Genomic DNA, 24,922 nt, shown 5'->3' with positions numbered 1-24,922 from the left:
GCACCCGGGTCGGAGACGACCCGGACCGGACTCAGCCCCGCAGCCAGCCGAACAGCCCCCGCCGCGGACGAGCCTCCTCGACGGGATGCGGTCGCTCCCCGATCCGATAGAACTGCTCGGCGTTGGTGCGGAACAGGGCGTCGAGGTCGTGTCCGCGGCGCTCGGCCCAGTCGGCGACCGCATCCGCCCACCGGCTTCGCGCCGTCGGCTGGTACGTCGCCGATCCGTCCGCCGGGGCGTGCGGGTCGCCCTCCTCGGCGGGACCGATGACCGACACCGGCCAGTCGCTCCCCCACATCAGGCGATCCGCGCCGAACGCGTCGGCCGCCGCGTCGAGGAACGGCTCGAGCTGCTCGGGCGACCAGTCGCCCCCGGCCTCGCCCGGCAGCCCGGAGAGCTTGCACCAGGCGTTCGACCGACGCGCGAGGTCGTCGAGGTCGCGCACCCATTCCGCGGTCGGCACCAGCGGGGCCTCGGCGGTGCCCACCTCTGGCTTGCCCAGGTGGTCGAGCACGATGCGGAGCTCGGGCACGGCTCCGGCCAGGCGCGAGATCTCCGGCAGCTGCGACGAGCGGATGCAGGCGTCGAACGTCCATCCCCGCGCCGCGACCTCGCGCGCGCCCGTGACGAACGCCGCCGAGACGGCCGTGCCGTCGGGTTCGCCCTGCAGATTGTGGCGCACCCCGACGACGAGGCGCTCGGCCTCGAGCCCCTCCAGGTGCGCGGTGGTGTCGGTGCCGCGGTCGAGTCGTGCTCCGGCGACGATCCCGACGACCGCGATGCGCGGCGCGAGACCGGCGACCCACCGCACCTCCTCGAGGAAGTCGTCCTCGACCGTCTCGGCCTGCACGAACACGGCCTTCTCGTCGGTCGCGCGCGCGAGTCGAGCCTGCCCGATCTCGGTCTCGCCGAAGAGCCAGGCGAGCGGCCCCTCGAGCCATTCGTAGTGCAGGAGCTCGGGATCCCAGAGGTGCAGGTGCGAATCGAGTACGCGCATGCCCCCATCCTGCCTCAGACATCCGATCAATCGCTAGGATGACGCCATGGCTGTGACCGACGAGGCGATCGAGAAGATCAAGGCGATGATCGTGTCCGGCGAGCTCTCGCCCGGCGACCGCCTCCCTCCCGAGAAGGAGCTGTCCGAGAGGCTCGGCCTGTCGCGCAACTCCATGCGCGAGGCGGTCAAGGCGCTCGAGGTGATCCGGGTGCTCGACGTGCGTCGCGGCGACGGCACCTACGTCACGAGCCTCGAGCCGCATCTGCTGCTGGAGGCCATCTCCTTCGTCGTCGACATGCACGACGACGACTCGATGCTCGAGATCTTCGCGGTGCGGCGGATGCTGGAGTCGCAGGCCACCGGCCTCGCGGCGACCCTCGGCTCCGACGAGCAGATCGTCGAGCTCGCGCGCGAGATCGACGCGATCGACGCCTCGGTCACGATCGAGGATCTCGTCGAGCACGACATCCGCTTCCACCGCGCGATCGTCGCGATGTCGGGGAACGCCTATCTCGCGAGCCTGATCGAGCACCTGAGCAGCCAGACCGTGCGCGCGCGGGTGTGGCGCGGGCTCACCGAGGGCGGCGCCGCCGAGCGCACGCTCTCCGAGCATCGAGCGATCGCGGATGCCATCGCGCAGCGCGACCCGTCGCTCGCGACGTCCCTCGCGACGGCGCACATCGCCGGCGTCGAGCGGTGGCTGCGCCAGGCGGCGACCGCCTGACGGCATCCGCCGTTCCCGGGTCAGGCCCCGAGACGCACCATCGCGGCGTCGAACTCGGCCGCCGAGCTGTCGCTGACGTCATGCGACAGGGTGCGCTCGATCACGTCGGGAGCCGCCGTGAAGTAGGGGATGCCGGCGAGGCGGAGCCCCGTGATGTCGTCGGGCGAGCGCAGGCTCGCGGCCAGCACGTTCGAGGCGCTGCCGGCGCAGACCTCCTGCATCCGCGCGATGACCGCGTCGCCGTCGAGTCCCGCGTCGCGCATGCGTCCGAGGTACGGGGCGATGTAGTGCGCCCCGATCGTCGCGCAGGCGAGCGCCTGCGCGACCGAGTAGACGGCGGTCACGAGCACGGTCGCCCCGTCACGGACGAGGGCGGATGCCGCGGCGAAGCCGTCGCGCGTCGCCGGGACCTTCACCGCGACGCGGTCGCCGAGCGCGCGGATGCCCTCTGCATTGCGGAGGAACGATGCGGTGTCGCCGCCCCAGGTCTGGAAGAAGATCTCGCGCGCGCCCTCGTCGGACCACCGCGCGTAGAGGTCGGGGATCTCGGCGGCGGTGCGGCCGCCGCGCTCGAGGATCGTCGGGTTGGTCGTGACGCCGTGCACCACGCCGGCGGCGAGCAGCGGCGAGATCCGGTCGACGTCAGCGCTGTCGACGTACAGGCGGGGGGCGAGCGACGTCATCGGGTCTCCTCGGGGACAACCTGTCGTTACAGGTTCGGATTCGGCTAATGTAATGACAGCCGCGGGCCGAAGTCAAAGCGCCGCGGGTCGACGACGATCAGGAGCGCCATGACCCCGACCAGCTCGACGGATCGCAGCGGCGTGGTCATCGTCGGCAGCGTGACCGCCGACGTCACGACGTTCTCCACCCGCCTGCCGGCACGCGGCGAGACGATCCTCGGCGATCAGTTCACCCTCATGCTCGGCGGCAAGGGAGCGAACCAGGCGGTCGCCGCCGGGCGCTCGGGTGCACGCACGAGCTTCGTCGGATGCGTGGGCGACGACCTCTTCCACGACCTCGTCGTCGACGGCCTCGGCGACGCCGGCGTCGACCTCGAGCACCTGCGCACGGTGCCGGGCCCCACGGGCATCGCGCACATCCGCGTCGACGCCTCCGCCCAGAACGACATCGTCATGGTGCCGCTCGCCAACGCCGCGCTCAGCGCCGAGCAGATCGACGCCGCCCTCGCCGCGCTCGCCCCGACCACGTCGGTGCTGCTCACCCAGCTCGAGACCCCGTCGGCCCTGACCGCCCACATCACCGCACGGGGCCGCGAGCACGGCATGACCGTGATCCTCGACCCCGCCCCCGCCGCCCCGCTGCCCGACGAGGTGTGGCGGAGCATCGACATCGTCACCCCCAACGAGACCGAGGCGTCGCTGCTCAGCGGCATCGAGGTCACCGACGCGGCGAGTGCCGCCGAGGCCGGGCGCTGGTTCCTCGACCGAGGCGTCGGCGCGGCCGTGATCACGCTCGCCGGTCAGGGATCGTGCGTCGTGACGGCCGAGGGCTCGACCGTGATCGCGCCCTTCCCCGTCGAGGCCGTCGACACCACGGCCGCGGGCGACGCGTACGCCGGATATCTCGGCGCGGCGCTCGCGAACGGGAGCACGCTCTCCGACGCCGTCCGACTGGCGACCGCCGCCGGCGCCCTCGCCGTGACCAAGCAGGGCGCGTCGCCGAGCCTGCCGCTGCGCGCCGAGGTCGACGCGTTCCTGGCGGAGCGCGAAGCCGCCTGACCAACCGGCATCCGCACCGCCGCGCCCGCACCGCCGCATCCTCGAGGAGCATCATGCGCAAGACCGCCACCACCATCAACCCCGCGCTGTCCCGGGTCATCAGCGAGACGGGGCACACCGACCTCCTGGTCGTGACCGACGCCGGTCTGCCCATCCCGCCCGGTTCGGAGCGCATCGACCTCGCCTACCGCCCCGGCGCACCCGCGTTCCTCGATGTGCTCGACACCGTGCTCGCCGAGCTGGTCGTCGAAGGGGCGACCGTCTCGGCGGAGGTCGCCGAGAAGAGTCCCGAGGTGCTCGAGGCCCTGCGCGAGCGCTTCGCCGATCAGGACTTCGAGATCGAGCTCATCCCGCACGTCGAGTTCAAGAAGCTCACGCAGTCGGCCAGGGCGTTCGTGCGCTCGGGCGAGTTCACCCCCTACGCGAACGTGATCCTGCACGCGGGAGTGGCGTACTGACATGAACGACGCGATCGACCGTCATTCCGCCGCTCCGATGTACGACCAGCTGCGTCAGCTGATCATCGACGGGATCTCGCGGGACGGGCTGCAGCCGGGCGACCCGCTGCCGGGCGAGCACCGGCTCTGCGAGCGATACGGCATCTCGCGCACGGTCGTGCGTCAGGCGCTCGCACAGCTCGAGCACGAGGGCCTGGTCGAACGCGTCAAGGGCAAGGGCACCTTCGTGTCGCGCCCCCGCACGAGCGAGAGTCTCGTGCACACGCTGGTCGGTCTGTACGACGACGTCGAGCGTCGCGGCGGCCACGTGCACAGCGACGTGCTGCGGCACGAGCCGGCGCTCGCCGACGAGGAGGTGGCCGCCGCCCTCGCCATCGAGCCGGGATCCCCGGTCGTGGTGCTCGAGCGCCTCCGCCACGTCGACGGCGAGCCCTGGTCGCTCTCCACCACCTGGATGCCGGAATCGGTCGGCGTCGTCACCCTGGGCGTCGACCTGTCGGAGGCGTCGCTGTACCGGCTGCTCGGCGAGCACGGCGTCGTCGCCACGAACGGCGTCCGCTCCGCGGAGGCGACCGTCGCGACGCACGATCAGGCGCAGCACCTCGGGGTGAGCGCCGGGTCGGCGCTGCTGCGGCTGCGCAGCGTGAGCCGCGGCGCCGACGGCATCCCGATCGAGTACTTCGTGGCGCACCACCGCGGCGATCGCTCGCGCTTCGAGTTCCAGCTGCAGCAGGAGCAGTCCCAGGCGTCGCTGCTGCACGTCGACGACGACGGCAGCACGTCCCGCGCCGGCACCGTCGGCTGACCCGGGGCTCGGCTACTCTGGTCCCCGTGCCGCGGATCGCGGCAGGACTTCGGGGGGAGCCGTCACGATGACGCAGGACCAGGACGCCGGACAGCAGCCGGAGCACGTCGTACCGCCCGAGCATGTGATCCCGCCGCAGCCCGCGGGCGCCACGCCGTCGTACCCGGCATCCGTGCCGCCCTATGCCGGCTACCCGCAGCAGCCCGGCTACCCGCAGCAGCCCGCCTACCCGCAGCAGCCCGGCTACCCGCAGCAGCCTCCGTACGGAGCCGCGGCATACCCGCTGTCGAGCGTCGCTCCTCCGCCTGCGCGGTCGGGCTCCCGCAACGTCGGTCTGATCCTCGGCATCGTCGGCGGGCTGGTCGCCCTCTCCGTCGTCGCCATCGGCCTGATCATCGGCCTCGTCGCGGCATCCGGGCCGGGGTCCGCCTCGCCGGTCGCGACCCCGACGCCCCTCGTCCAGCCGCCGAGCGACGACCCGACCGACGCCCCGTCGAGCGAGCCGTCCGATGCTCCGTCCGACGACGCCGACGGTCCGGATGCCGCGGCCGGGGCGGAGATCGCCGATCTCCTCGAGGCCAAGGCCGACGAGTACAAGCGGCTCCGCGACAGCGGCGCGCTCTGGCAGAGCATCCCCGACAACGACTTCAACCGCACCGCCGTCTCGGCCTTCCTCTATTTCCTCACCGACATGAAGGTCGCCACGATCTGGGGCGTCGACGCCGCGCAGGCGCAGGAGTACGAGGAGCGGATGCTGATGCTCGAGGAGCGCCTGCTCGCGCAGCAGCCGCTCGGCGACGACATCCGGATCACGCTCGAGAACGAGGTGTTCACCTACGACGGAGACACCGGCGAAGGCGGCTACACCCCGAGGTGAGCGGGCGATACGCTCGAAGGATGAGCGACTGGACCAGCACCGCGATCGCCCTGCTGGAAGCCGACGCCAACCGCAGCGCCGACACGCATCTGCACCTGTTCCCGCTGCCGTCCGAGTGGGGCATCGACCTGTACCTGAAGGACGAGTCCGTGCACCCCACGGGGTCGCTGAAGCACCGGCTCGCGCGCTCGCTCATCCTCTACGGTCTCGTGAACGGCCGCATCACCGAGCACTCGACGCTCGTCGAGTCGTCGAGCGGATCGACGGCGGTCTCCGAGGCCTACTTCGCGCGGATGCTGGGGCTGCCGTTCGTGACCGTGGTCCCCCGGTCGACCAGCCAGGAGAAGATCGACCTCATCGAGTTCTACGGCGGCACCTGCCACTTCGTGGACCGCGCCGAGGACATGTCGCCCGAAGCCCGGCGCCTGGCCGCCGACTGCCACGGCCACTACCTCGACCAGTTCACGTACGCGGAGCGCGCGACCGACTGGCGCGGCAACAACAACATCGCCGAGAGCGTCTTCAGCCAGCTGGCGCAGGAGCGGCATCCGATCCCCCGGTGGATCGTCGTCGGCGCCGGCACCGGCGGCACCAGCGCGACCTTCGGGCGCTATGTGAAGTATCGCCGCCACGACACGCAGATCGCGGTCGTCGACCCCGAGGGCTCCGCCTTCTACGACGGATGGGCCGGTACGGTCGACCCCGCGCCCGGGCGCCCGAGCCGCATCGAGGGCATCGGTCGCCCGCAGGTCGAGCCGTCGTTCGTGCCCACGGTCATCCACGAGATGATCCAGGTGCCGGATGCCGGGTCGGTCGCGGCCATCCGGCTGCTGCGGGAGCGCACTCTGCACTGGACGGGCGGGTCGACCGGCACGAACCTGTACGGCGCCTTCCAGCTCATCGCGCGGATGCGGGCAGCCGGCGAGACCGGGAGCGTGGTGACCCTGATCTGCGACAGCGGCGTGCGCTACGCAGGCACCTACTACTCCGACGACTGGGTCGCCGAGCAGGGCTGGGACCTCGCCCCGCACCGCGCCCGCCTGGAGCACTTCCTCGAGTCCGGGGAATGGGCCGACTGACGGCTACCCGCCGATGCGGGGGTCGGCGCTGATCCCATATCGGAACATCGGTCTCGGCTGAATATCCTCGGTGACGGCGCATGACGGCGCCGTCACCGCCCGCGATCGCTGGATCCGATGCCCCGCACCCGAGAACGACCGCCGAGAAGCCGCCCCCTTCTGGAGGGCGCCCCCTGGCGCGGCATCCTTCGGTTCATCGTGCCGATCTGGATCGGCAACGTCATCCAGCAGTCGTACTTCACGATCGACGCTCTGATCCTCGGCCGGTTCGTCGGGGAAGACGGACTCGCAGCCGTGGGAGCATCGTTCGGTCTCATCTCCTTCCTGTTCGGAACCGTCTTCGCGTTCACGGCGGGACTGGCGATCGCGCTCGCCCAGGCGCATGGCGCCGGCGACGACGGCGAATCGTCGCGGCGCTTCTGGACCGGTGCGCTCGTCGCCGTCGCGGTCTCGGGGATGCTCGGGGCGGCACTCGCCCTCGCTGCTCCGCCGGTGCTGGCGCTCATCAGGGTGCCCGCGGAGATCCTCCCCGATGCCACGATCTTCTATCTCGTGTTCTGCATCGGCCTGCCGCTCACGGCGTTCGGCAACTTCTGCACCCACGCGATCCGCGGTCTGGGCGACAGCACCCGCCCGACCGTGATCATGCTCTTCAGCGGCGCGGTGAACGCCCTCGCCGCCCTGTGGCTCGTCGCCGGCGCGGGAATGGGCGTGCTCGGTGCGGCCCTCGCGACCCAGAGTGCCGGATTGTGCACGGCCGCGGCGAGCCTCCTCGTCCTGCTCCGCTCCCATCCCCACCTGCGCCCGCAGGCGTGGCCGCGTCTCCGAGGAGCAGGTGTCCAGGGTCGACAGGGCGCCGCGATGGCGTTCCAGTCCGCGGGCATCGGCGTCGGGAACGTGCTGCTTCAGGTCGCCGCGAACTCGCTCGGCGCGGCCACCATCGCGGGCGTCTCCATCGGGATGCGCATCGAAGGCTTCGCCCTGGCCCCGCTCGCGGCGTTCGGCATCTGCATGGTCGTCTACTGCGCGCAGAACGCCGGGGCGCAGGCGCCGGCTCGCGTGCGACAGGGAGTGCGTCAGGCGAGCATCCTGTGCGTGGCGCTCGCGTCCCTGGAGAGCGTGGTGGTCGTCGCCTTCGCCGAGCGCTTCGCGGCCGGCTTCGTGACCGATGCCGACCCCACGGTTCTCGACACCGCGGCGACGTACCTGCACGCATCGGCGCCGTTCTACCCCATGGTGGCGCTCGTCTTCCTCCTCCGCGCCTCGCTGCAGGGGGTGTCGATCACGCGACCTGCCGTGCTCTCCGGCTTCGGCGAGCTGCTCGCCAAGTCGTTGTGCGCGGGACTCAGCGCGGCGGGCGGAGGCATCCTCGCCATCGCCTTCAGCGGACCGGCATCGTGGCTGATCGCCGTGATCCCGCTCCTGGTCTCCTGGTTCGCATGGCGTCACCGCTCGCTGACCTCGCGCGTCGAGTGATCGCAACGACCATCCGCCCCGAGCCCCCGGCTACGCTGGCCGCATGACTACTCTCATCCTCACTGTCGCGGGTGCCGATCGTCCCGGACTCGTCGCGGCGGTCGCCGATGTCGTCGACGCCCATGGCGGCAACTGGGAGAACAGCTCTCTCGCCGAGCTCGCCGGGACCTTCGCCGGCGTGATCGAGGTCTCCGTGCCGCCCGAGCACTCGGACGGACTGCAGACCGCGCTCCGGGAGCTCCAGGGTCAGGGCCTGCTCACCCTCGCGGTGCGCACGGGAGCGACGACCGCCCCGGACGCCGAGGAGCGCGTGCTCGAGATCCAGGTGCTGGGCAACGACCGCCCCGGCATCGTGCGCGAGGTGTCTGGCGTGCTGAACGCCCACGACCTCAGCATCGAGGAGCTCGCGACCGAGACACGGGATGCCGCGATGGCCGGGGGACGCCTGTTCGAGGCATCCGTCGTCGCCCGTGTCCCCTCGTCCGTCGACCTCGAGGCCCTGCGCCGCGACCTCGAGCGCATCGCCACCGAGGTCCAGGTCGACATCACTCTGGCCTGACCGGGGCGACGTGCGCGGAAGGGGCGTCGGAGCCCGGTTCAGTCCTGTCCGGTGACCGGTTCGGCGTCGTCCGAGTACCGGCGAACCCAGTACTCGGTGTAGGCGACGTGGGCGGATGCCGCAGCCGATGCCGCCACGGGATCAGCCGCCGCGAGACCGCGCAGGATCGCCCGGTGCCCGGCATCCGAGTGGAGCTTGAGCTCCGCCGCGTCGCCGGCATCCGGGATCCGGTACGCGCGCGACCGTGAGCGCAGCACGTCGATCAGGCTCGTGAGGGCGTCGTTGCCCGCGACCTCAGAGATCGTCATGTGGAACTGGTGGTCGAGCCGCGAGTGCAGTTCGAAGTCGTCGCTTCCCTCGATCTCGTCGAGCACACGGCCGAGCTCCTCGATCGTGTCGGCGCCGATGCGCGCGGCGGCGAGCGCAGCCGCGTGCGGCTCGAGCACGCGGCGCAGCTCGGTGAGCTCGAGCACCCCGGCCATCGGCAGCAGCCCGACCGTGAGCGAGAGGCTCCCGATGAGGTCGGCCGCCCGCAGCTCGCCGACGTAGCTGCCCGATCCGTGGCGCGTCTCGAGCACGCCGAGGGCGGCCAGCATCCGGATCGCCTCCCGCAGGGATCCGCGGGAGACGCCGAGCGTCTCGCACAGCTCGCCCTCGCTGGGCAGCCGGTCCCCCGGGCGCAGCGCCCCGTCGGCGATCAGCGCGCGCAGGCCGTGCAGAGCCGTGTCCAAGGCGCTCATCGTCATCCTCTCTGACATCCCCCACCCCACCTGTGAGTCTGACGGATGCAGACATGTCGGCAAATTCGTATGACAACTATGTTTCATCTTCGAGGTTTCGTGGCTATTTCGAAACCCGTGTGGCAAAGTTGTGCAACAACTCCCCCGACACTCACCGATGAGGACCGATGCCCGCACCGTTGTTCCCCGCACCGCTCACGCTGAACTCCGGCGTCAGAGCGCGCGACGCCTGGCCCTTGGACCCCGAGGTGATCCACCTCAACCACGGATCGTTCGGCGCCGTGCCCACGGCTGTCGTGGAGCAGCAGGATGCCCTGCGCCGGCGCGCGGACCTGAGCCCGGTCGAGTGGTTCCCGCGCATCGCCGAGCGCGTCGGCGCCGCCCGCGAGCGCACGGCTCCGTTCGTCGGCGCCCGCGCGGAGGACAGCGTCTTCGTCCCCAACGCCTCCGCCGCCGCCACCGTCGTCTACAACGCGATGCGCCTCGAGAGCGGCGACGAGATCCTCGTCACCGATCAGGGCTACGGCGCGATCACGATGGGCGCGCAGCGCCTGGCCCGCCGCTTCGGAGCATCCGTCCGCGCCGTCGAGCTGCCGCTGCTCGCCTCGGACGACGAGGTGGTGCAGCGCTTCGCCGACGCGATCTCGACCCGCACCCGCCTGATCGTCGTCGACCAGATCACCTCTCCCACCGCCCGACTGCTGCCCACCCGCCGCATCGCCGAGCTCGCGACCGAGTACGGGGTGCGCACCCTCGTCGACGGCGCCCACGCGCCCGGACTCATCGCCGACGCGGCCGCCGCGGCCGGCGGTGACTGGTGGTTCGGCAACCTGCACAAGTGGCCGTGCGCCCCGCGCGGCTCGGCGCTGCTGGTGACCCAGGCTCCCGACCGCGAGGAGCTCTGGCCGCTCATCGACTCGTGGGCCGCGAACGAGCCGTACCCGCAGCGCTTCGACACGCAGGGGACGATCGACGCCACGACGTACCTCGCCACCCCTGCCGCGATCGACTTCATCGAGTCCGAGTTCGGCTGGGACGCCGCGCGCGTCGCCATGGCGCAGATGGCGGATGCCGGTGCCGAGATCATCGCCGAGGGGTTCCGCCCCTTCGCCGACGTCGACCCGCTCACCCCGCTGCCGTCCCCCGTGCCGTCGATGCGCCTCGTGCGCCTGCCCCTAGGACTCGGCTCCACGCGCGAGGAGGCCGACGCGCTGCGCATGGACCTGCTCGACGAGACCGGCGTCGAGACCGCGTTCACCAGCTTCCGCGGCATCGGCTACTTCCGTCTCTCGGCGCACCTCTACACCGAGGCCTCCGACTTCGAGGCCTTCGTCGAGCGCTGCATCCCGCAGATCCTGCGTCGCGCCGGCATCCGCACCGCCGACTCGGTCGTCGTCTCCTGACCGCCACCTCACCACCCACCACCCGAATCACCCACCACCCGAGTCACCCACCACCCGAATCACCCACCACGCATTGAGAGGCACCCCGTGAAGAACAAGATCTTGACGACCGCCGCAGGAATCGGCACCGTCGCCGTTCTCGCCCTCGCCGGCTGTTCCGCAGGCGGCGGCGAATCCGCCGACGGCACCGTCACGCTGCAGATGGTCGAGAGCCTGACCAACCCCGCCCGCACCGATCTGATCCGCGGTCTCCTCGATCAGTTCGAGGAGGAGAACCCCGACATCAAGGTCAACCTCGTGTCGCCTCCCACCGAGCAGGCCGACCAGAAGATCCAGCAGATGCTGCAGTCCGGCAAGGGCGTCGACGTGCTCGAGGTGCGCGACATCACGGTCGGACCGTTCGCCAACAACGGCTGGCTGTACGACCTCGGCGCCGATCTGGAGAAGTGGGACGGCTGGGATGCGCTGACCGACAACGCGCAGTCCGCGTCCGTCGCCGAGGACGGCAAGAGCTACTTCGTGCCCTACGGCTTCTACGGCCTGTCGCTCTTCTACCGCACCGACCTCGTCGAGGCGGCCGGCTTCGACGGACCCCCGCGCAGCTGGAAGGATCTGCTCGAGCAGGCCGAGGCGATCCAGGACCCGTCGAACAACATCTACGGATACGCGTTCCGCGGCGGACAGAACGCCAACAGCAACGTGGTCGCAGCGATCGAGGCGTACGTGATCGACGGCCTCGACACCGAGGACGCGTTCCTCATGGAGGACGGCTCGACGATCTTCGCCGCGCCCGAGGCGCAGGATGCCGTCGATGACTACTTCGACCTCTTCGAGAAGGCGTCACCGCCCTCGGCCGTGTCGTGGGGCTACCCCGAGATGGTCGCCGGCTTCACCAACGGCACCACTGCGTTCCTGCTGCAGGACCCCGAGGTCATCGCGACCGTGCAGGACTCCGGCCTCACTGAGGACCAGTGGGACACGGCTCCGCTGCTCGTCGGCCCGTCGGGCAAGGCGGCGCAGCCGCTGGCCGTCGCCGGTTGGGGCGTCGCCGAGAAGGGCGAGAACCGCGAGGAGGCCGTCAAGCTGGTCGAGTTCCTCTCGTCGGCGGAGCCTGCGACCGAGTTCGCGCAGGCGAACAGCCTCGTCCCGATCATCGAGGCCGCGGCCGACGACGATTTCTACTCCTCGGGCCCGTGGACCAGCTACGTCACCATGACGGAAGACCCGGAGACGTACGTCAACGTGCGTCAGCCGCGCGGTGTCAGCTGGTGGACGGAGTGGATCCAGAAGTCCGACCAGGACGTGCAGAACGTGCTGCTGGGCAACATGTCGACCAGCGAGCTGCTGGAGTCGTGGGACGCCTTCTGGACGGAGAAGTACGCCGCGGAGAAGGGCTGAGCCCATGTCATCCGCTCTTCGTGGACGAGGCTCCGCCGGCACTGCCGGCGGGGCCTCCCCCGGCCCCCGCCGCCGGCCCTTCCGCGGACGCCACGCGCTGACGCTGCTGGCCTTCATGGCGCCGGCGATCGTCTTCGTGTGCTGGTTCACGTACTGGCCGATGCTGCAGGGCGCCCGCATGGCGTTCCACGACTGGAACCTGTGGGACCTGACGTCGACTCCCTGGGTCGGCTTCGACAACTTCGTCGCCGTGTTCCAGGACCCGGCGTTCCCGACGGTGGCGTGGAACTCGATCCTCTGGGTCGTGGGCTCGCTCGTGCCCCAGCTCGTGATCGGCTTCCTGATCGCGCTCGCACTGCGCAAGCGCTTCCGATTCCGCGGCCTCTACCAGGCGCTCGTGTTCTTCCCCTGGGCGGTCTCCGGCTTCCTCATCGGGATGCTGTTCCGCTGGATGTTCAACGCCGAGTTCGGCGTCGTCAACGACCTGCTCATGAAGGCCGGGCTCATCGACGCCCCGCTGCCGTGGCTGGCCGACCCGAAGCTGGCGATGTTCGCGGTCATCGTCGCGAACATCTGGTACGGCGTGACCTTCTTCGCGATCATGATCCTGGCGGCTCTGCAGTCGGTACCCGACGAGATGCTCGAGGCCGCGAGCCTCGACGGCGCCGGCAAGGTGCGGCAGCTGTTCTCGATCATCATCCCGTACATCTCGATGACGCTTCTGCTGACGATCCTGCTGCGCATCATCTGGATCTTCAACTTCCCGGACATCATCTACGCGATGACCAACGGAGGACCGGCGAACCAGACGCACATCATCACGACCTGGATGATCAACTACACCCAACAGGGCAACTACGGCATCGCGAGCGCGATCGGCCTCATCGTCGTGGCGTTCCTGTTCGTGTTCTGCGCGTTCTACCTGATGGCGATGCGGAGGGCCCAGCGATGACCATCACCACTCCCACCGGCACCACCATCACCGAGACCCGGCGGATCACGGTGCCGGATGCGCACCGGGCTCCGCGCACGCAGCGCAAGGTCACGGTCGGCGGCGTCGTGCGCGTGGTCGGCCTGCTCATCTGGCTGATCATCACGCTGTTCCCGCTGTACTGGATCGCGCTGACGTCGTTCAAGTCGCCCGGCACGATCAACCGGTTCCCGATCGAGTACTGGCCGAGCGAGCCGTCGCTGGACAACTACATCAGCCTGTTCCAGCAGAGCTCGTTCGGGGTGTTCCTCGGCAACTCCGCCCTGGTCGCCCTCGTCGCCGGCGCCGTCGCGACCCTCATCGCCCTGCTGAGCGCCTACGTGATCGCCCGGTTCGAGTTCCGCGGCAAGGGGACGGTGCTCGTCGCCTTCCTGCTGACGCAGATGATCCCGGCGTTCATCGCGCTCGGACCGCTGTACTCGATGATGACGGACCTCGGCCTCGTCGACACGAAGCCCGGCCTGATCCTCGTGTACATCGCGATCTGCATCCCGTTCTCCACGGTCATGCTGCGCGGCTTCTTCGAGAACGTCCCCGACGCTCTCGAAGAGGCGGCGATGATCGACGGATGCTCGCGCTTCGGCGCCCTGTTCCGGGTGCTCGTGCCGGTGATGACGCCCGGCATCATCGCGGCGTTCATCTTCAACTTCGTCAACTGCTGGAACGAGTTGTTCCTGTCGGTCGTGCTCATGAACACCGATGAGAACCGCACGGTGCCCTCGGCGCTGAACGGCTTCATCTCGACGTTCAACATCGACTGGGGATCCATGAGCGCCGCCGCTGTCCTCACGATCCTGCCGACCATGGCGATGTTCGCGCTCGCGAGCCGCTGGATCGTGCAGGGCCTGACCGCCGGCGCCGTGAAGGAGTAGCCCGCATCCGTGCGCGAAGAAGGCCGCCGTCCCCGGGGACGGCGGCCTTCGTGTTCGTCGCGACTCAGACCAGTCGCGCCTTCGGCGAGGTCGAGTACGTGTGCTCGGCGTCGCGGTTGACCGTGTCGCCCAGCGCCGCGTCGATCGCGGCGAGGGTGTCGGCGTCGAGCTTCACGCCCGAGGCCTTGACCGTGTCGGCGAGCTGCTCGGGGCGGGACGCTCCGACCAGCGCGGCGGCGATGTTCGGGTTCTGCAGCACCCACGCGATCGCGAGCTGCGGCATGGTGAGCCCCGCCTCCTCGGCGATCGGCTTGAGCCTCTGCACCGCGGTGAGGATGTCGTCCTGCAGGAAGTTCTTGATGAAGTCCGCGCCGCTGTGCGGGTCGGTCGCGCGCGACCCCTCCGGCACCGGCTGACCGGGCAGGTACTTGCCGCTCAGCACGCCCTGTGCCATGGGCGACCAGACGATCTGCGAGATGCCGAGCTCCTCCGACGCGGGGACGACCTTGCCCTCGATGACGCGCCACAGCATCGAGTACTGCGGCTGGTTCGAGATCAGCTGCACGCCGACCTGCTTGGCGAGCGCGTGGCCCTCGCGCAGCTGCTCCGCCGTCCATTCGGAGACGCCGATGTACAGCGCCTTGCCCTGGCGGACGACGTCGGCGAAGGCCTGGAAGGTCTCCTCGAGCGGGGTCTCGTAGTCGAAGCGGTGCGCCTGGTAGAGGTCGACGTAGTCGGTGCCGAGGCGCTTCAGCGAGCCGTTGATCGACTCGAGGATGTGCTTGCGGCTCAGCCCGGTGTCGTTCGGGCCCTTCGGACCGGTCGGGAAGTAGACCTTGGTGAAGATCTCCAGGCTCTCACGGCGCTGGCCCTCGAGGGCCTTGCCGAGGATGACCTCCGCGGCCGTGTTGGCGTAGGTGTCGGCCGTGTCGAACGTGGTGATGCCGGCGTCGAGCGCCGCGTGCACGGTCTTCACGGCCGCGTCGTCACCGACCTGCGAGGCGTGCGTGACCCAGTTGCCGTAGGTGATCTCAGAGACCTTGAGACCGCTGTTGCCGAGATAGCGATAGTTGACCATGATGCAACGCTACCGGCCGTGGCGGACATCCGGGCCGGATGTCCGTGACCGGTCTCAGCCGACTCCGACAGACGACCTACGGAACGAGCTGCTCCTGCTCGGCGAGAGTCTGCGCCTGGGCTCGCTTCTCCGCAAGCTCGCGCTCCGCGGACCTCCCGCGCTCCTCCGCGATCTGCGCCGCCTCCTTGCGCTCGGCGCGTGTCTGCGGTTCGCCGGTCCCGGCATCCGCCTGGATCCCCTGCGACTGCACGTTGACGATCGCCGCCCGGTCGCGGAAGCCCTCGGCCGTCACCTTGTCGAGCGCGACCTGCTTGCGAATCGCGGCCGCCTTCTCGTACAGCGACGGATCGCCGTACGAGGTGAGCACCTTCACCAGCACCGGGAGCAGCTCGAGCATGAAGAACAGCGCCGCGATCAGCATGTGCGCCAACAGGATCGTCGGCTCCTTCTCGCTGAGCCGGTTCAGACCGCTGATCTGGCTCAGCAGCCCGATCGCCCCGGCGTTGCCGGAGGCCACCGACTCGGCGCGCGCGTTGTAGGCGGCGAGGGCGGTGTCGTAGGAGTCGCGCGCGGCCGGCAGCTGCGACTGCGCCTCTGCGCGGTTCTGCGCCTCCGACGTGCTGGTGCTCTCCTTGGCGGCGGTGCCTGCAGCCGCGAGCTCCTCGTTCGCGGTGCGCAGCTGAGCGGCCAGCGCGTCGTAGGTCTGCTGCGCCTCGGCCAGCTGGGCCTGCGCGGCATCCGAGCTCGCGCCCTCGCCGTTCACGCCGGTGCAGCCGGGGACGCTCCCTGCGCCCTCGCCGGTGAGCTCGCACTGGTAGAGGATGCGCGCCTGATCGATCACGGCCTGCTGGTCGGTCATCTTCGCCGTGAGGTCGTCGACCGTGGCCTGCGCGGCGGACTCGCTCGCCGACGACGAATCCGTGCCGGCCACGATGCCCGTCGCGGCCTGGTTCTCGAGCTCGGCGACGCGGTCGGATGCCGCATCGAGGGCCTTCTTCTCGGGGCCGGTCTCCAGCGCCTCCTGATCGGACTGCGCCTGGGTGATGTTGGTCGATGCGACCTCGCGCGCGATGTCGTTGTGGAAGATCTGCAGGACGAGCGGCTCAGCGACGACGAAGCCGATGACGGCCGCCATGACCACCCGCGGGATGGCGAGGCCGATCAGCTTCCACACGTTGCGAGTCGACGTCATGGTCGAGGTGAGGAACCGGTCGAGGTTGAAGATGATGAGCGCCCACACGATGGCGAGCGGCACGGCGATCCAGATCACGGCCTGCACGCCGGTCGTCAGCGCGAACAGCATCGAGATCGCCGAGACGAGAGCCGTGCCCACCAGCACGAAGAACATCTGCACGAAGCGCGGGGTCTCGCCGGGCACCCGGTCGAGGATCTCCCCGTCCGCTCCGCCGAGGATCGCGAGCGTGCGCAGGCGTGACCCCGGGACGCGGGGCTTGCGCTCCCGGGGCTGTCGGCGCGGCTTCGGCTCCCGCACCGGAGGGACGTCGGTCGGCTGATCCCCATCGGCCCGGTTCCGCGGCGCCCGGTCGATCGGCTCGGTCACCTGATCGTGGGAGCCGGCGGGCTCGTACGCGCGCAGGAAGTCGAGGTCGTCCGTGTCGGCGTTCGGGTCGCTGTCGACGATGATCCGACCTTGCGAGTCGAACCGTCCGGGGCGGTGGGCGGAATAGGGCATCCGCACAATCTACGGAATATCGGCTGTGGAGAACGTGGATGAATCCTGGGCGCCAGCCCAGCGCGCAGAGAGTCGCCGGGTCCGCCGCCCGACGTCAGAGGCCGAGGTGCCGCGCGAGTTCGGCGTCGAACACCTCCGCCTCGTCGAGATGCGGGGCGTGCCCGGCGTCGGGCAGGGCGACCTCGCGGTAGCTGCCGCCGTTCGCGACGTAGCGGTCGAGCACGGCGCGGGTCTGCAGGATCATCGGCTGCGGCGGTGCGACGTCGGCACCGGGCCAGCCCGGGACCACGCCGAGCAGCCCGAGCTGGTTGAGGTCGAAGAACGACGCATCCGAGACGATCGCGTCCTTCTCGCCGCGGATCCAGAGCACGGGCGGCTTCACGGCGAGGTCGACGATGCCGGACAGGTCGAGGTGCTGCGGAGCCATCGTGTTGAGCACGCCCTTCCCTCCCGCCGCGAAGCCCGGCCAGTGCGGCGACTCGACCGCATCCCCGGGGTAGTTGTCGATGCCGGTCCTGGTGCTGAGCATCGACGCGACCCAGGCGTCCTCGTGCGCCTGCTGCAGCTCGGGGCGAGCGACGTAGGCCGTGCGGTAGACGGTGCGCGGCGACGTCGGCGCCTCGTCCCCCGTGTCCCCGGATCGCAGGCGGGAGACGAAGTCCGGGTTCGCACCGCCGCCTCCCGTGCCCGCTCCGTCGTCGTCGTTGCGCGTCCCGTCCGCGCCGTGCGTGCCGCCGAAGCCGTAGGGCGATACCGGCGACTCGAGGGTGAGCGACAGCACGCGCTCGGGAGCGTCGAGGGCGACCTGCAGTACGACGCCTCCGCCCATGCTCCAGCCGACGAGATGCACGGCCTCGAGGCCCAGCGCGTCGAGCACGGCGCGCACGTCGTCGGCGAAGTCGCGCAGGCCCCTGGTCGCGTCGACCGGCCTGGTCTCGCTGTCGCCGAACCCGCGGAGATCGACGGCGAGTGCACGCACGTGCGGCGGCAGCGCGAGCATCGTCGGCTGGTAGAAGTGCGAGGAGGACACGTTGCCGTGCACGAACACGACGACCGGCCCGGCATCCGAGCCGGGCCGCTCGATCACGTTGGCGAGGTAGCGCGGGGTCTGCACGCGGTGGGCGGTGATGCCGTCGAAGAGTGCGGTCGTCATCGTCTGCTCCTTCAGGGTCGGGTGTCTGGGCGTCCGGGGCGGTCAGGGGGCGGATGCGGCGGCGGCGACCCGCGACGCGCCGCGCTCGGCGAAGAGGATCGTGTAGTGGTTGACGTCCTCGACCTCGACGACGTCGAGCTGCGGGACGAGCGTGCGGAACCCGTCGAGGACGCCGGGCGCGTACAGCGGCTCGGCGTCGGTGAGGCCGCGCGGCGCCCGGAGCACGGTCACCGGCATCCGCAGACCGCGGAGCGCGTCGAGGTACCAGTCGGCCCCGTAGAGCTCGGCGCCGTCGGCGATCATCGCGTCGGCGAGCGTCGAGGCGCGCGTGCCGTCGAGGTCGTAGCGGGCGTACTCCGCCACGGCATCCGACCAGTCGCGCGCGAAGGCGGGATGCCGACGCCAGAAGTCGAGGTACCCCTCGTCGTCCGCGAAGTGCATGCCCAGACGCTCGGCGGCGGGTCCGAGGAGGGTGGCGATGTCGAGATCCTCGGCCGAGCGGATGCCGGCGGGCAGGCTCAGCGGGAGTCCCCCGTCGACGAGCACGAGCCTCTCGACGAGATCCGGCCGGAGGTCTGCGAGCGCGACCACGACGAAGGCGCCCATCGAATGTCCGAGCACGGTGCGCGGTTCGCCGCCGTCGGCGTCGAGCAGCGCGGCGAGGTCGGCCGCGTGCGTGCGCAGCCCGTACGGTGCGGGGAGACGGTTGCTGCGGCCACGACCGCGGAGGTCGGGTGCGAGGAGCCGGCGCTCCGGCATCCGCTCGGCGACCGTGCGCCATGACCGGCCGTTCGCCGTGATGCCGTGCACCGCCAGGACGGCCGCACTCTCGGCGGCGGGCCCGTAGGTCGTGACGGCGAGCTCGCTCATCGAGCGCTCCATCCGCCGTCCATCGTGTACGAGGCGCCCGTGACGGACCGAGCCGTCTCGCCGCAGAGCCAGAGCGCGAGGTCGGCGACCTCCGAGGGCTCGAGCAGTCGTTTGATCGCCGCCTCCGAGAGCATCACCCTCTCGACGACCTCCGATTCGGGGATTCCGTGGGTGCGCGCCTGGTCGGCGATCTGCGCCTCCACGAGCGCGGTGCGCACGTATCCCGGGTTGAGGCAGTTGCTGGTGATGCCGTGCTCCGCCCCCTCCAGGGCGGTCACCTTCGAGAGACCCTCGAGAGCGTGCTTGGCGGTCACATAGGCCGACTTGTACGGGCTGGCCCGGATGCCGTGCACCGAGCTGATGTTGACGATGCGGCCCCATCCCCGCTCCGACATCCCCGGCAGCACCGCGCGGGTGAGCAGGAAGGGAGCGGTCACCATGATGTCCAGCATCCGACGGAAGGTGGCGGGCTCGAAGTCGACGATCGGCGCGACGGTCTGGATGCCGGCGTTGTTGACGAGGATGTCGGCGTCGAAGGTCCGCGTCGCGAGGGCGTCGAGATCACCGAGGTCGATCGCGAGCGGCTGACCGCCGATCTCCGCGGCGACCCGTTCCGCGCCCTCGGCGTCGCGGTCGACGACGAGGACGCGTGCTCCCGCCTCGGCCAGCGCGGACGCGCACGCGGCACCGATACCGCTCGCTGCCCCAGTGACCAGAGCGGTCCTGCCCCTCAGATCGGTGCCGTGCGCCGTCCCCCGTCGTACTACCACCCCTGCAGAGTAGTTCAGCTTCGCGCAGGCGCGATAGGCACCCGAATATGCAAAGATGCACACGTGGCATCGCATTTCCCTGCACCGCCGACGAGCGCCGACGACCTGCTCGTCCTCCTGGCCGTGGCGCGCAGCGGCCGCTTCACCTCCGCCGCGCAGCACCTCGGGCTCAACCACACCACCGTCGCTCGGCGCATCGCCGCGCTCGAGAGCCAGCTCGGCGGGCGGGTGCTCTCGCGCGACGGCGGCGCGTGGGAGCTCACTCCGCTCGGCACGCGCGCGCTCGCGGCCGCGGAGGCGGTGGAGCAGGCGCTCAGCGGCCTCGACGACGGCGACGCCGAGCGCGTCGAAGGGCTCATCCGCCTGTCGGCCACCGACGGGTTCAGCGGGTTCATCGCCGCTCCCGCCATGGCGGCCGTGCGTCGGCGGCACCCGGGAGTCGCTCTGGAGATCGTCACCGGCACGCGACAGGCCGCACAGCAGCGGGGTGCGGCCGACCTCGAGGTGGTCGTCGGGCGCCCGCAGGTGCACAGGGCGCGGGCCGTCCATCTCGCCGACTACGCGCTCGGGCTCTATGCGAGCAGGGACTTCCTGCGGCGGCATCCCGCGCCCGCCGACCCGTCGGATCTCGCCGGCCGACCGCTCGTGTACTTCATCGAATCCATGCTCCACGTCGATGTGCTCGACGAGGCGCGGCGGCTGGTGCCCGGCATGACCGACTCGGTGGCGAGCACGAACGTCTACGTGCACGTCGATGCGACGCGCGGCGGCGCCGGGTTCGGCCTGCTTCCCGCGTTCCTCGCCGACCAGCACGACGACCTCGTGCGCGTGCTTCCCGATCAGATCGAGCAGCGGCTCCCGTACTGGCTCGTCGCCCGGCCGGACGCCCTGCAGCAGCGAGCGGTCGCGGCCTTCCTCGATGCTCTGCAGGAACGCCTCGCGGAGGTGCGCGACGCCCTGCTCGGGCGACGGTGACCGGTCAGGCCATGGCCGCGGACGCGGCCTCGTCCTCGGTCGTCGCGACGAGCTGACCGCACGCGCCGTCGATCTCCTTGCCGCGGGTGTCGCGGAGGGTCGTCGGGATGCCGGCGTCGTTGAGGCGGCGCACGAACTCGTTCGTCACGTCCTTCTCGGACGAGGTCCAGATCGAGCCGGGCGTCGGGTTGAGCGGGATCGGGTTCACGTGCACCCAGCCCCGGCCGCGGGCGTTGAGCTTCTCCGCCAGCAGATCGGCGCGCCACGCGTGGTCGTTCATGTCCTTGATCAGCGCGTACTCGATCGAGACCCGACGACCGGTCTTCGCGTAGTAGTCGTACGCGGCGTCGAGGGCCTCGTCGACCTTCCACCGCGAGTTCACCGGGATGAGCTCGTCGCGCAGGTGGTCGTCGGGCGCATGCAGCGAGAGGGCGAACGTGACCGGGATGTTCTCGTCGGCGAGCTTCTTGATCGCCGGCACGAGGCCGACCGTCGACACCGTGATTCCGCGGGCGCTCATGCCGAGGCCGTCGGGCTGCGGGGCGACCATCGAGCGCACGGCGTCCATCACCCGCTTGTAGTTGGCGAGCGGCTCGCCCATGCCCATGAAGACGATGTTCGAGACGCGCTCCATCGAGTGGTCGTCGGACTTCTTGCCTCCGAGGCCGCCCTCGGCGATCAGACGGTTGGCGCGCACGATCTGCTCGACGATCTCGGCGGTCGACATGTTGCGCGTGAGTCCGGCCTGGCCGGTGGCGCAGAACGGGCAGTTCATGCCGCAGCCTGCCTGCGACGAGACGCACAGCGTGATGCGGCCGGGATAGCGCATGAGCACCGACTCGACGAGCGCGCCGTCGTGCAGCCGCCAGAGGAACTTGATCGTGTCGCCGCGGTCGGTCTCGAGTCGGCGCACCTCGGTGAGCAGCGGCGGCAGGAGGCCGGCGACGAGCTCGTCGCGGATGCCGGCCGGCAGGTCGGTCATCTCGGCGGGGTCGGACGTGTAGTGACGGAAGTAGTGGGTCGACAGCTGCTTCGCACGGAAGCCGGGGAGACCGAGCTCCTTCACCTTCTCGACGCGCTCCTCAGGGGTCAGGTCGGCGAGGTGCACCGGCGGCTTGCCGCGCTTGGGGCTCGCGAACTGCAGGAGCGGGCGCCCCTCGGCATCCTTCTGCTGCGTCCAGCCCTCGGTCGCGGGGCGCACCTGCGGCGTCTTGGTGGATCGGACGGCCCCCGAACGGGACGCGGATGCCGCCTGGGGGCGCGTCTCGCGCGTACGGGGGTTCTCGGTCATACCTACCAGGGTACCGGCGAGCGGATGGGAGACGGCTGGAGGGCCCACCTCCGTCTCTAGACTGTCGCCCATGGACCTCGTGTGGATCATCGGCATCGTCATCGGCGCGATCATCCTGATCGCTCTGCTCTCCGCCGCCCTGCGCAGCATGCGCCCGAAGGTCCCCGACGTCGCCGAGACCTACGCGAACGGCGCAGCACCGGCGACCCTCGACCCGCACGCGGTGGCCGAGATCGACGATCTGGTGCGCCGGGAGAACAGGATCGCGGCGATCAAGGTCCTTCGCGATCACACGGGCGAGAGCCTGGCGTCGGCGAAGCGGCGCATCGACCACTGGACGGTCGGCCTCGCGCCGGGGACGACCGCGATCCCGGTCGTCCCGCCGCAGCCGCACGACGCCGAAGCGGTGCGCTCGACGCTTCCCGCCGACGCCGTCGCCGAGATCGATCGCCTGGTCGCCGAGGCACAGCCCATCGCCGCGATCAAACTACTGCGCGAGCACACCGGGCTGGGACTCAAGGCGTCGAAGGATCTGATCGACGACTGGCCGATGCCGGGGCGACGCGATCCGCTCTGAGGCGGCCGCAGCTTGTAATTACAGGTTGTCGTCCGCGACAATGGACGCATCCCCCACCGAAGGAGCCCCGATGCCCGACCGTCTCGACCGCGCCCGCGCCACCGGAGTGCTCGCCGTCCTCCGCGCCCCCTCCCCCGAGCTCGCGCTCGACGCCTCCGAGGCGATCATCCGTGGCGGGATCACGGGCATCGAGGTCACGTTCTCGACTCCTGACGCCCCCTCCGTGATCCGCGAGCTCATCGCCCGCCACGGCGACGCCGCGTACATCGGCGCCGGCACGGTCACGACCGCCGAGCAGGCCGCGCTCGCCGCCGACGCGGGCGCGGAGTTCCTCGTGAGCCCCGGGACCCTGCCGGCCCTCACCCGCACGATGCTCGACACCGGACGCGTCGTGATGACCGGAGCCATGACCCCGACCGAGGTCATGGGCGCCCTCGAGCTCGGTGTCGACGTGGTCAAGATCTTCCCCGCCTCGCTCGGCGGCCCCTCGTACCTCGGCGCGCTGCGCGGCCCGTTCCCGGATGCGCCGCTCATGCCGACCGGCGGCGTGAACCCCGACAACCTCGCCGACTGGTTCCGCGCCGGAGCGGTGGCCGTAGGGGCGGGCGGCGACCTCGCGAACGGCACCTCGATCGCGAACGGCGACTGGGCCGACATCGAGCAGCGCTCGGAGCGCTTCGCCGCAGCTCTGGCCGCGGCCCGCGGCTGAGGGCCGGTCGCGACCGGTCGCGACCGGTTCGGTTCGGCCCGGCGTCGCGGCCTCTCCCTCGGACGCGGTTCACAATTCAGCACGGTTCTCCGCGCGCACGCCCGATTGCATCCTTTCGGGCCGATCGCGGCCATCCATGCTGAATTGTGAACACCGCCCCCAGCGCGGCCACCCCCGGTATTTTGGTATACCAGAGGCATGGAGCGTTCGATGATGAGAGCGGCGGCGTCGACCGCCGCGCTGGGACTCGTCCTGCTCGGGCTCACCGCATGCGCACCCGACGTCGCACCGCTCGTAGCCACCCGGCCCGCCTCTCACCCCACGACCACCAAGGAGTCAGCCATGACCGTCGCCACCCGTGACCTGCTCGCCGCCGCCGCCGCAGGGGACGCCGATGCCGTGCGCGTCGCCCTCGACGCCGGAGCCGAGATCGAGGCGCGGGGCGACGGCGGCATGACGGCGCTCGTCGCCGCCACGAAGGCGAACCACGTCGACGCGGCACGCGTGCTGATCGAGGCCGGCGCCGACGTGAACGCGAAGGACGACCTCCAGGACTCGGCCTACCTGTACGCCGGCGCCCGAGGACACGACGAGATCCTGCGCCGGACGCTCGATCACGGCGCCGACCTGCGCAGCACCAACCGCTTCGGCGGCACGGCGCTGATCCCGGCATCCGAGCGCGGACTGCTGTCGACCGTCGAGATCCTGCTCGACGCGGGGGTCGACCCGAACCACGTCAACAACCTGAACTGGACCGCTCTGCACGAGGCGATCGTGCTCGGCGACGGCTCCGACGCGTACGTCGCGGTCGTGCAGGCTCTGATCGACGGCGGCGCCGACATCTCGATCCGCGACGGCGACGGCGTGCTGCCGCACGACCTCGCCGCGTCACGCGGCTACGACGCGATCGCCGCCCTGCTCGAAGGATGATCGCACTCGACCTCTGGGCGTGGGCCGCGCTCGGCCTCGCCGCGGTCACCATCGGCATCTCGAAGACGGCGCTGCCCGGCGGCAGCATCCTCGCGATCGCCCTGTTCGCGGCCGTGCTGCCCGCCCGCACCTCGACCGCAGCGATGCTCCTGCTGCTCATGGTCGGCGACGTGTTCGCGCTCATCGCCTACCGCCGGCACGCGCACTGGCCGACACTGCTGCGACTCGCCCCGGCGGTGGTCGCCGGGCTGATCGCCGGGTTCGCGTTCCTCGCGCTGGCCGGCGACGGCATCGTCCGCCGTGCGATCGGCGTGATCCTGCTCGTGATGATCGCGATCACGCTGTGGCGGCGCCGGCGACAGGAGAGGGCGGATGGCGTCGACGCACCGCGCGGCGGCATCCTGCTCTCGAGCACCTACGGCACGCTCGGCGGGTTCACGACGATGGTCGCGAACGCCGGCGGGCCCGTCATGTCGATGTACTTCCTCGCGACGCGGACGCCGGTGCAGGTGTTCCTCGGCACGTCGGCGTGGTTCTTCGCGATCATCAACGTCGTGAAGGTGCCGTTCCTCGCCGGGCTCGGTCTGTTCCCGGGGACAGTGCTTCTCATGGATGCCGTGCTCGCGCCGCTCGTCGTGGTCGGCGCGCTCGTCGGTCTCGCGGTCGCGAGGCGCCTCGACCAGCGTCTGTTCGACCGGATCGTGATCGCGCTGACGATCGCGGGCGCTCTCTACCTGCTGTTCTGAGCCGCGGCG

General features: G+C 70.6%; 26 protein-coding genes. 17 read left to right on the top strand and 9 right to left on the bottom strand.

Annotated elements, in window-relative coordinates:
- Positions 1-31: 31 nt before the first annotated feature.
- Positions 32-997 (bottom strand): amidohydrolase family protein, encoded by a 966-nt coding sequence (locus tag A4X16_RS17265; protein ID WP_067123251.1) that lies wholly within the window; start codon positions 995-997, stop codon positions 32-34.
- A 46-nt stretch (positions 998-1,043) separates the two neighbouring features.
- Here A4X16_RS17265 and A4X16_RS17260 point away from each other — a divergent pair, with 46 nt between their 5' ends.
- Positions 1,044-1,721, top strand: coding sequence for a FadR/GntR family transcriptional regulator (locus A4X16_RS17260; protein ID WP_067123248.1), 678 nt, complete (start codon positions 1,044-1,046; stop codon positions 1,719-1,721).
- Between the two features lie 20 nt (positions 1,722-1,741).
- On the opposite strand, the gene A4X16_RS17255 is transcribed toward A4X16_RS17260, so the two are convergent.
- A complete protein-coding gene (locus A4X16_RS17255) occupies positions 1,742-2,404 on the bottom strand; it encodes a transaldolase family protein (RefSeq protein WP_067123246.1) in 663 nt (220 codons plus the stop codon).
- 108 nt (positions 2,405-2,512) lie between these two features.
- Between A4X16_RS17255 and A4X16_RS17250 the strand changes: the two genes are divergently transcribed.
- The 7 genes from A4X16_RS17250 (at position 2,513) to A4X16_RS17220 (ending at position 8,717) form a co-directional block, all read left to right on the top strand.
- Complete coding sequence (locus A4X16_RS17250; RefSeq protein ID WP_067123244.1) at positions 2,513-3,463, top strand: ribokinase; 951 nt, start codon at positions 2,513-2,515, stop codon at positions 3,461-3,463.
- Positions 3,464-3,516: 53 nt separating this feature from the next.
- A complete protein-coding gene (gene rbsD, locus A4X16_RS17245) occupies positions 3,517-3,921 on the top strand; it encodes a D-ribose pyranase (protein ID WP_067123241.1) in 405 nt (134 codons plus the stop codon).
- 1 nt (position 3,922) lies between these two features.
- Positions 3,923-4,726, top strand: a complete 804-nt coding sequence (locus A4X16_RS17240; protein WP_067123239.1) for a GntR family transcriptional regulator — start codon at positions 3,923-3,925, stop codon at positions 4,724-4,726.
- Between the two features lie 67 nt (positions 4,727-4,793).
- A complete protein-coding gene (locus A4X16_RS17235) occupies positions 4,794-5,603 on the top strand; it encodes a hypothetical protein (protein WP_067123235.1) in 810 nt (269 codons plus the stop codon).
- Positions 5,604-5,623: 20 nt separating this feature from the next.
- On the top strand, positions 5,624-6,682 hold the full coding sequence (locus A4X16_RS17230; protein ID WP_067123232.1) for a PLP-dependent cysteine synthase family protein: 1,059 nt from the start codon (positions 5,624-5,626) through the stop codon (positions 6,680-6,682).
- A 198-nt stretch (positions 6,683-6,880) separates the two neighbouring features.
- Complete coding sequence (locus tag A4X16_RS17225) at positions 6,881-8,158, top strand: MATE family efflux transporter (RefSeq protein ID WP_067123229.1); 1,278 nt, start codon at positions 6,881-6,883, stop codon at positions 8,156-8,158.
- Between the two features lie 43 nt (positions 8,159-8,201).
- The gene (locus A4X16_RS17220; protein WP_067123226.1) at positions 8,202-8,717 is read left to right on the top strand and encodes a glycine cleavage system protein R; all 516 of its coding nucleotides are present in this window, start codon (positions 8,202-8,204) and stop codon (positions 8,715-8,717) included.
- A gap of 38 nt (positions 8,718-8,755) precedes the next feature.
- On the opposite strand, the gene A4X16_RS17215 is transcribed toward A4X16_RS17220, so the two are convergent.
- The gene (locus A4X16_RS17215; RefSeq protein ID WP_067123223.1) at positions 8,756-9,457 is read right to left on the bottom strand and encodes a FadR/GntR family transcriptional regulator; all 702 of its coding nucleotides are present in this window, start codon (positions 9,455-9,457) and stop codon (positions 8,756-8,758) included.
- Between the two features lie 167 nt (positions 9,458-9,624).
- On the opposite strand from A4X16_RS17215, the gene A4X16_RS17210 reads away from it, so the two are divergent.
- The 4 genes from A4X16_RS17210 (at position 9,625) to A4X16_RS17195 (ending at position 14,121) form a co-directional block, all read left to right on the top strand.
- Entirely contained in the window at positions 9,625-10,860 is a 1,236-nt protein-coding gene (locus A4X16_RS17210; RefSeq protein ID WP_067123220.1) for an aminotransferase class V-fold PLP-dependent enzyme, read from the top strand.
- Positions 10,861-10,947: 87 nt separating this feature from the next.
- Entirely contained in the window at positions 10,948-12,258 is a 1,311-nt protein-coding gene (locus A4X16_RS17205) for an ABC transporter substrate-binding protein (protein WP_067123217.1), read from the top strand.
- 4 nt (positions 12,259-12,262) lie between these two features.
- Positions 12,263-13,210 carry a carbohydrate ABC transporter permease gene (locus tag A4X16_RS17200; RefSeq protein ID WP_067123214.1) on the top strand — a complete coding sequence of 316 codons (948 nt, stop codon included), beginning with the start codon at positions 12,263-12,265 and terminating at the stop codon, positions 13,208-13,210.
- Positions 13,207-14,121, top strand: coding sequence for a carbohydrate ABC transporter permease (locus tag A4X16_RS17195; protein ID WP_197491874.1), 915 nt, complete (start codon positions 13,207-13,209; stop codon positions 14,119-14,121). The genes A4X16_RS17200 and A4X16_RS17195 overlap by 4 nt, the downstream gene beginning before the upstream one ends.
- Positions 14,122-14,185: 64 nt before the next feature.
- On the opposite strand, the gene A4X16_RS17190 is transcribed toward A4X16_RS17195, so the two are convergent.
- The 5 genes from A4X16_RS17190 to A4X16_RS17170 form a co-directional block, all read right to left on the bottom strand.
- Complete coding sequence (locus A4X16_RS17190; RefSeq protein ID WP_067123211.1) at positions 14,186-15,199, bottom strand: aldo/keto reductase family protein; 1,014 nt, start codon at positions 15,197-15,199, stop codon at positions 14,186-14,188.
- Between the two features lie 76 nt (positions 15,200-15,275).
- A complete protein-coding gene (locus A4X16_RS17185) occupies positions 15,276-16,892 on the bottom strand; it encodes a DUF4407 domain-containing protein (protein ID WP_067123208.1) in 1,617 nt (538 codons plus the stop codon).
- A 94-nt stretch (positions 16,893-16,986) separates the two neighbouring features.
- Entirely contained in the window at positions 16,987-18,045 is a 1,059-nt protein-coding gene (locus A4X16_RS17180; RefSeq protein WP_067123205.1) for an alpha/beta fold hydrolase, read from the bottom strand.
- Between the two features lie 42 nt (positions 18,046-18,087).
- On the bottom strand, positions 18,088-18,915 hold the full coding sequence (locus A4X16_RS17175; RefSeq protein ID WP_197491873.1) for an alpha/beta fold hydrolase: 828 nt from the start codon (positions 18,913-18,915) through the stop codon (positions 18,088-18,090).
- Positions 18,912-19,685 carry a 3-hydroxybutyrate dehydrogenase gene (locus tag A4X16_RS17170; protein WP_067123199.1) on the bottom strand — a complete coding sequence of 258 codons (774 nt, stop codon included), beginning with the start codon at positions 19,683-19,685 and terminating at the stop codon, positions 18,912-18,914. Before A4X16_RS17170 ends, A4X16_RS17175 begins: the two co-directional genes overlap by 4 nt.
- 63 nt (positions 19,686-19,748) lie before the next feature.
- On the opposite strand from A4X16_RS17170, the gene A4X16_RS17165 reads away from it, so the two are divergent.
- Entirely contained in the window at positions 19,749-20,660 is a 912-nt protein-coding gene (locus A4X16_RS17165; protein WP_231880416.1) for a LysR family transcriptional regulator, read from the top strand.
- 4 nt (positions 20,661-20,664) lie between these two features.
- On the opposite strand, the gene rlmN is transcribed toward A4X16_RS17165, so the two are convergent.
- Positions 20,665-21,951, bottom strand: coding sequence for a 23S rRNA (adenine(2503)-C(2))-methyltransferase RlmN (rlmN, locus tag A4X16_RS17160; RefSeq protein WP_231880415.1), 1,287 nt, complete (start codon positions 21,949-21,951; stop codon positions 20,665-20,667).
- A 70-nt stretch (positions 21,952-22,021) separates the two neighbouring features.
- Here rlmN and A4X16_RS17155 point away from each other — a divergent pair, with 70 nt between their 5' ends.
- From A4X16_RS17155 to A4X16_RS17140, 4 genes are all read left to right on the top strand, one after another.
- Complete coding sequence (locus A4X16_RS17155) at positions 22,022-22,528, top strand: hypothetical protein (protein WP_067123197.1); 507 nt, start codon at positions 22,022-22,024, stop codon at positions 22,526-22,528.
- Positions 22,529-22,598: 70 nt separating this feature from the next.
- A complete protein-coding gene (locus A4X16_RS17150; protein ID WP_067123195.1) occupies positions 22,599-23,237 on the top strand; it encodes a bifunctional 4-hydroxy-2-oxoglutarate aldolase/2-dehydro-3-deoxy-phosphogluconate aldolase in 639 nt (212 codons plus the stop codon).
- Positions 23,238-23,447: 210 nt separating this feature from the next.
- The gene (locus tag A4X16_RS17145) at positions 23,448-24,167 is read left to right on the top strand and encodes an ankyrin repeat domain-containing protein (protein ID WP_082914543.1); all 720 of its coding nucleotides are present in this window, start codon (positions 23,448-23,450) and stop codon (positions 24,165-24,167) included.
- Positions 24,164-24,913: a sulfite exporter TauE/SafE family protein gene (locus A4X16_RS17140; RefSeq protein ID WP_067123189.1), complete on the top strand. Its 750-nt coding sequence runs from the start codon at positions 24,164-24,166 to the stop codon at positions 24,911-24,913. The genes A4X16_RS17145 and A4X16_RS17140 overlap by 4 nt, the downstream gene beginning before the upstream one ends.
- Positions 24,914-24,922: the final 9 nt, after the last annotated feature.

It is taken from the genome of Microbacterium sp. H83 (genome assembly GCF_001650405.1).
GTDB lineage: Bacteria > Actinomycetota > Actinomycetes > Actinomycetales > Microbacteriaceae > Microbacterium.
Note: the sequence above shows the minus strand (reverse complement) of the source record. Positions and strands in the feature narration are given on the sequence as shown.

Coding starts and splice junctions, on each gene's coding strand:
- A4X16_RS17175 (WP_197491873.1), bottom strand. CDS start 18,915: ATGAGCGAGCTCGCCGTCACGACCTACGGGCCCGCCGCCGAGAGTGCG.
- rbsD (WP_067123241.1), top strand. CDS start 3,517: ATGCGCAAGACCGCCACCACCATCAACCCCGCGCTGTCCCGGGTCATC.
- A4X16_RS17215 (WP_067123223.1), bottom strand. CDS start 9,457: ATGAGCGCCTTGGACACGGCTCTGCACGGCCTGCGCGCGCTGATCGCC.
- A4X16_RS17190 (WP_067123211.1), bottom strand. CDS start 15,199: ATGGTCAACTATCGCTATCTCGGCAACAGCGGTCTCAAGGTCTCTGAG.
- A4X16_RS17180 (WP_067123205.1), bottom strand. CDS start 18,045: ATGACGACCGCACTCTTCGACGGCATCACCGCCCACCGCGTGCAGACC.
- A4X16_RS17250 (WP_067123244.1), top strand. CDS start 2,513: ATGACCCCGACCAGCTCGACGGATCGCAGCGGCGTGGTCATCGTCGGC.
- A4X16_RS17255 (WP_067123246.1), bottom strand. CDS start 2,404: ATGACGTCGCTCGCCCCCCGCCTGTACGTCGACAGCGCTGACGTCGAC.
- rlmN (WP_231880415.1), bottom strand. CDS start 21,951: ATGACCGAGAACCCCCGTACGCGCGAGACGCGCCCCCAGGCGGCATCC.
- A4X16_RS17230 (WP_067123232.1), top strand. CDS start 5,624: ATGAGCGACTGGACCAGCACCGCGATCGCCCTGCTGGAAGCCGACGCC.
- A4X16_RS17220 (WP_067123226.1), top strand. CDS start 8,202: ATGACTACTCTCATCCTCACTGTCGCGGGTGCCGATCGTCCCGGACTC.
- A4X16_RS17155 (WP_067123197.1), top strand. CDS start 22,022: ATGGACCTCGTGTGGATCATCGGCATCGTCATCGGCGCGATCATCCTG.
- A4X16_RS17150 (WP_067123195.1), top strand. CDS start 22,599: ATGCCCGACCGTCTCGACCGCGCCCGCGCCACCGGAGTGCTCGCCGTC.
- A4X16_RS17260 (WP_067123248.1), top strand. CDS start 1,044: ATGGCTGTGACCGACGAGGCGATCGAGAAGATCAAGGCGATGATCGTG.
- A4X16_RS17210 (WP_067123220.1), top strand. CDS start 9,625: ATGCCCGCACCGTTGTTCCCCGCACCGCTCACGCTGAACTCCGGCGTC.
- A4X16_RS17265 (WP_067123251.1), bottom strand. CDS start 997: ATGCGCGTACTCGATTCGCACCTGCACCTCTGGGATCCCGAGCTCCTG.
- A4X16_RS17185 (WP_067123208.1), bottom strand. CDS start 16,892: ATGCCCTATTCCGCCCACCGCCCCGGACGGTTCGACTCGCAAGGTCGG.
- A4X16_RS17195 (WP_197491874.1), top strand. CDS start 13,207: ATGACCATCACCACTCCCACCGGCACCACCATCACCGAGACCCGGCGG.
- A4X16_RS17140 (WP_067123189.1), top strand. CDS start 24,164: ATGATCGCACTCGACCTCTGGGCGTGGGCCGCGCTCGGCCTCGCCGCG.
- A4X16_RS17145 (WP_082914543.1), top strand. CDS start 23,448: ATGATGAGAGCGGCGGCGTCGACCGCCGCGCTGGGACTCGTCCTGCTC.
- A4X16_RS17240 (WP_067123239.1), top strand. CDS start 3,923: ATGAACGACGCGATCGACCGTCATTCCGCCGCTCCGATGTACGACCAG.
- A4X16_RS17200 (WP_067123214.1), top strand. CDS start 12,263: ATGTCATCCGCTCTTCGTGGACGAGGCTCCGCCGGCACTGCCGGCGGG.
- A4X16_RS17235 (WP_067123235.1), top strand. CDS start 4,794: ATGACGCAGGACCAGGACGCCGGACAGCAGCCGGAGCACGTCGTACCG.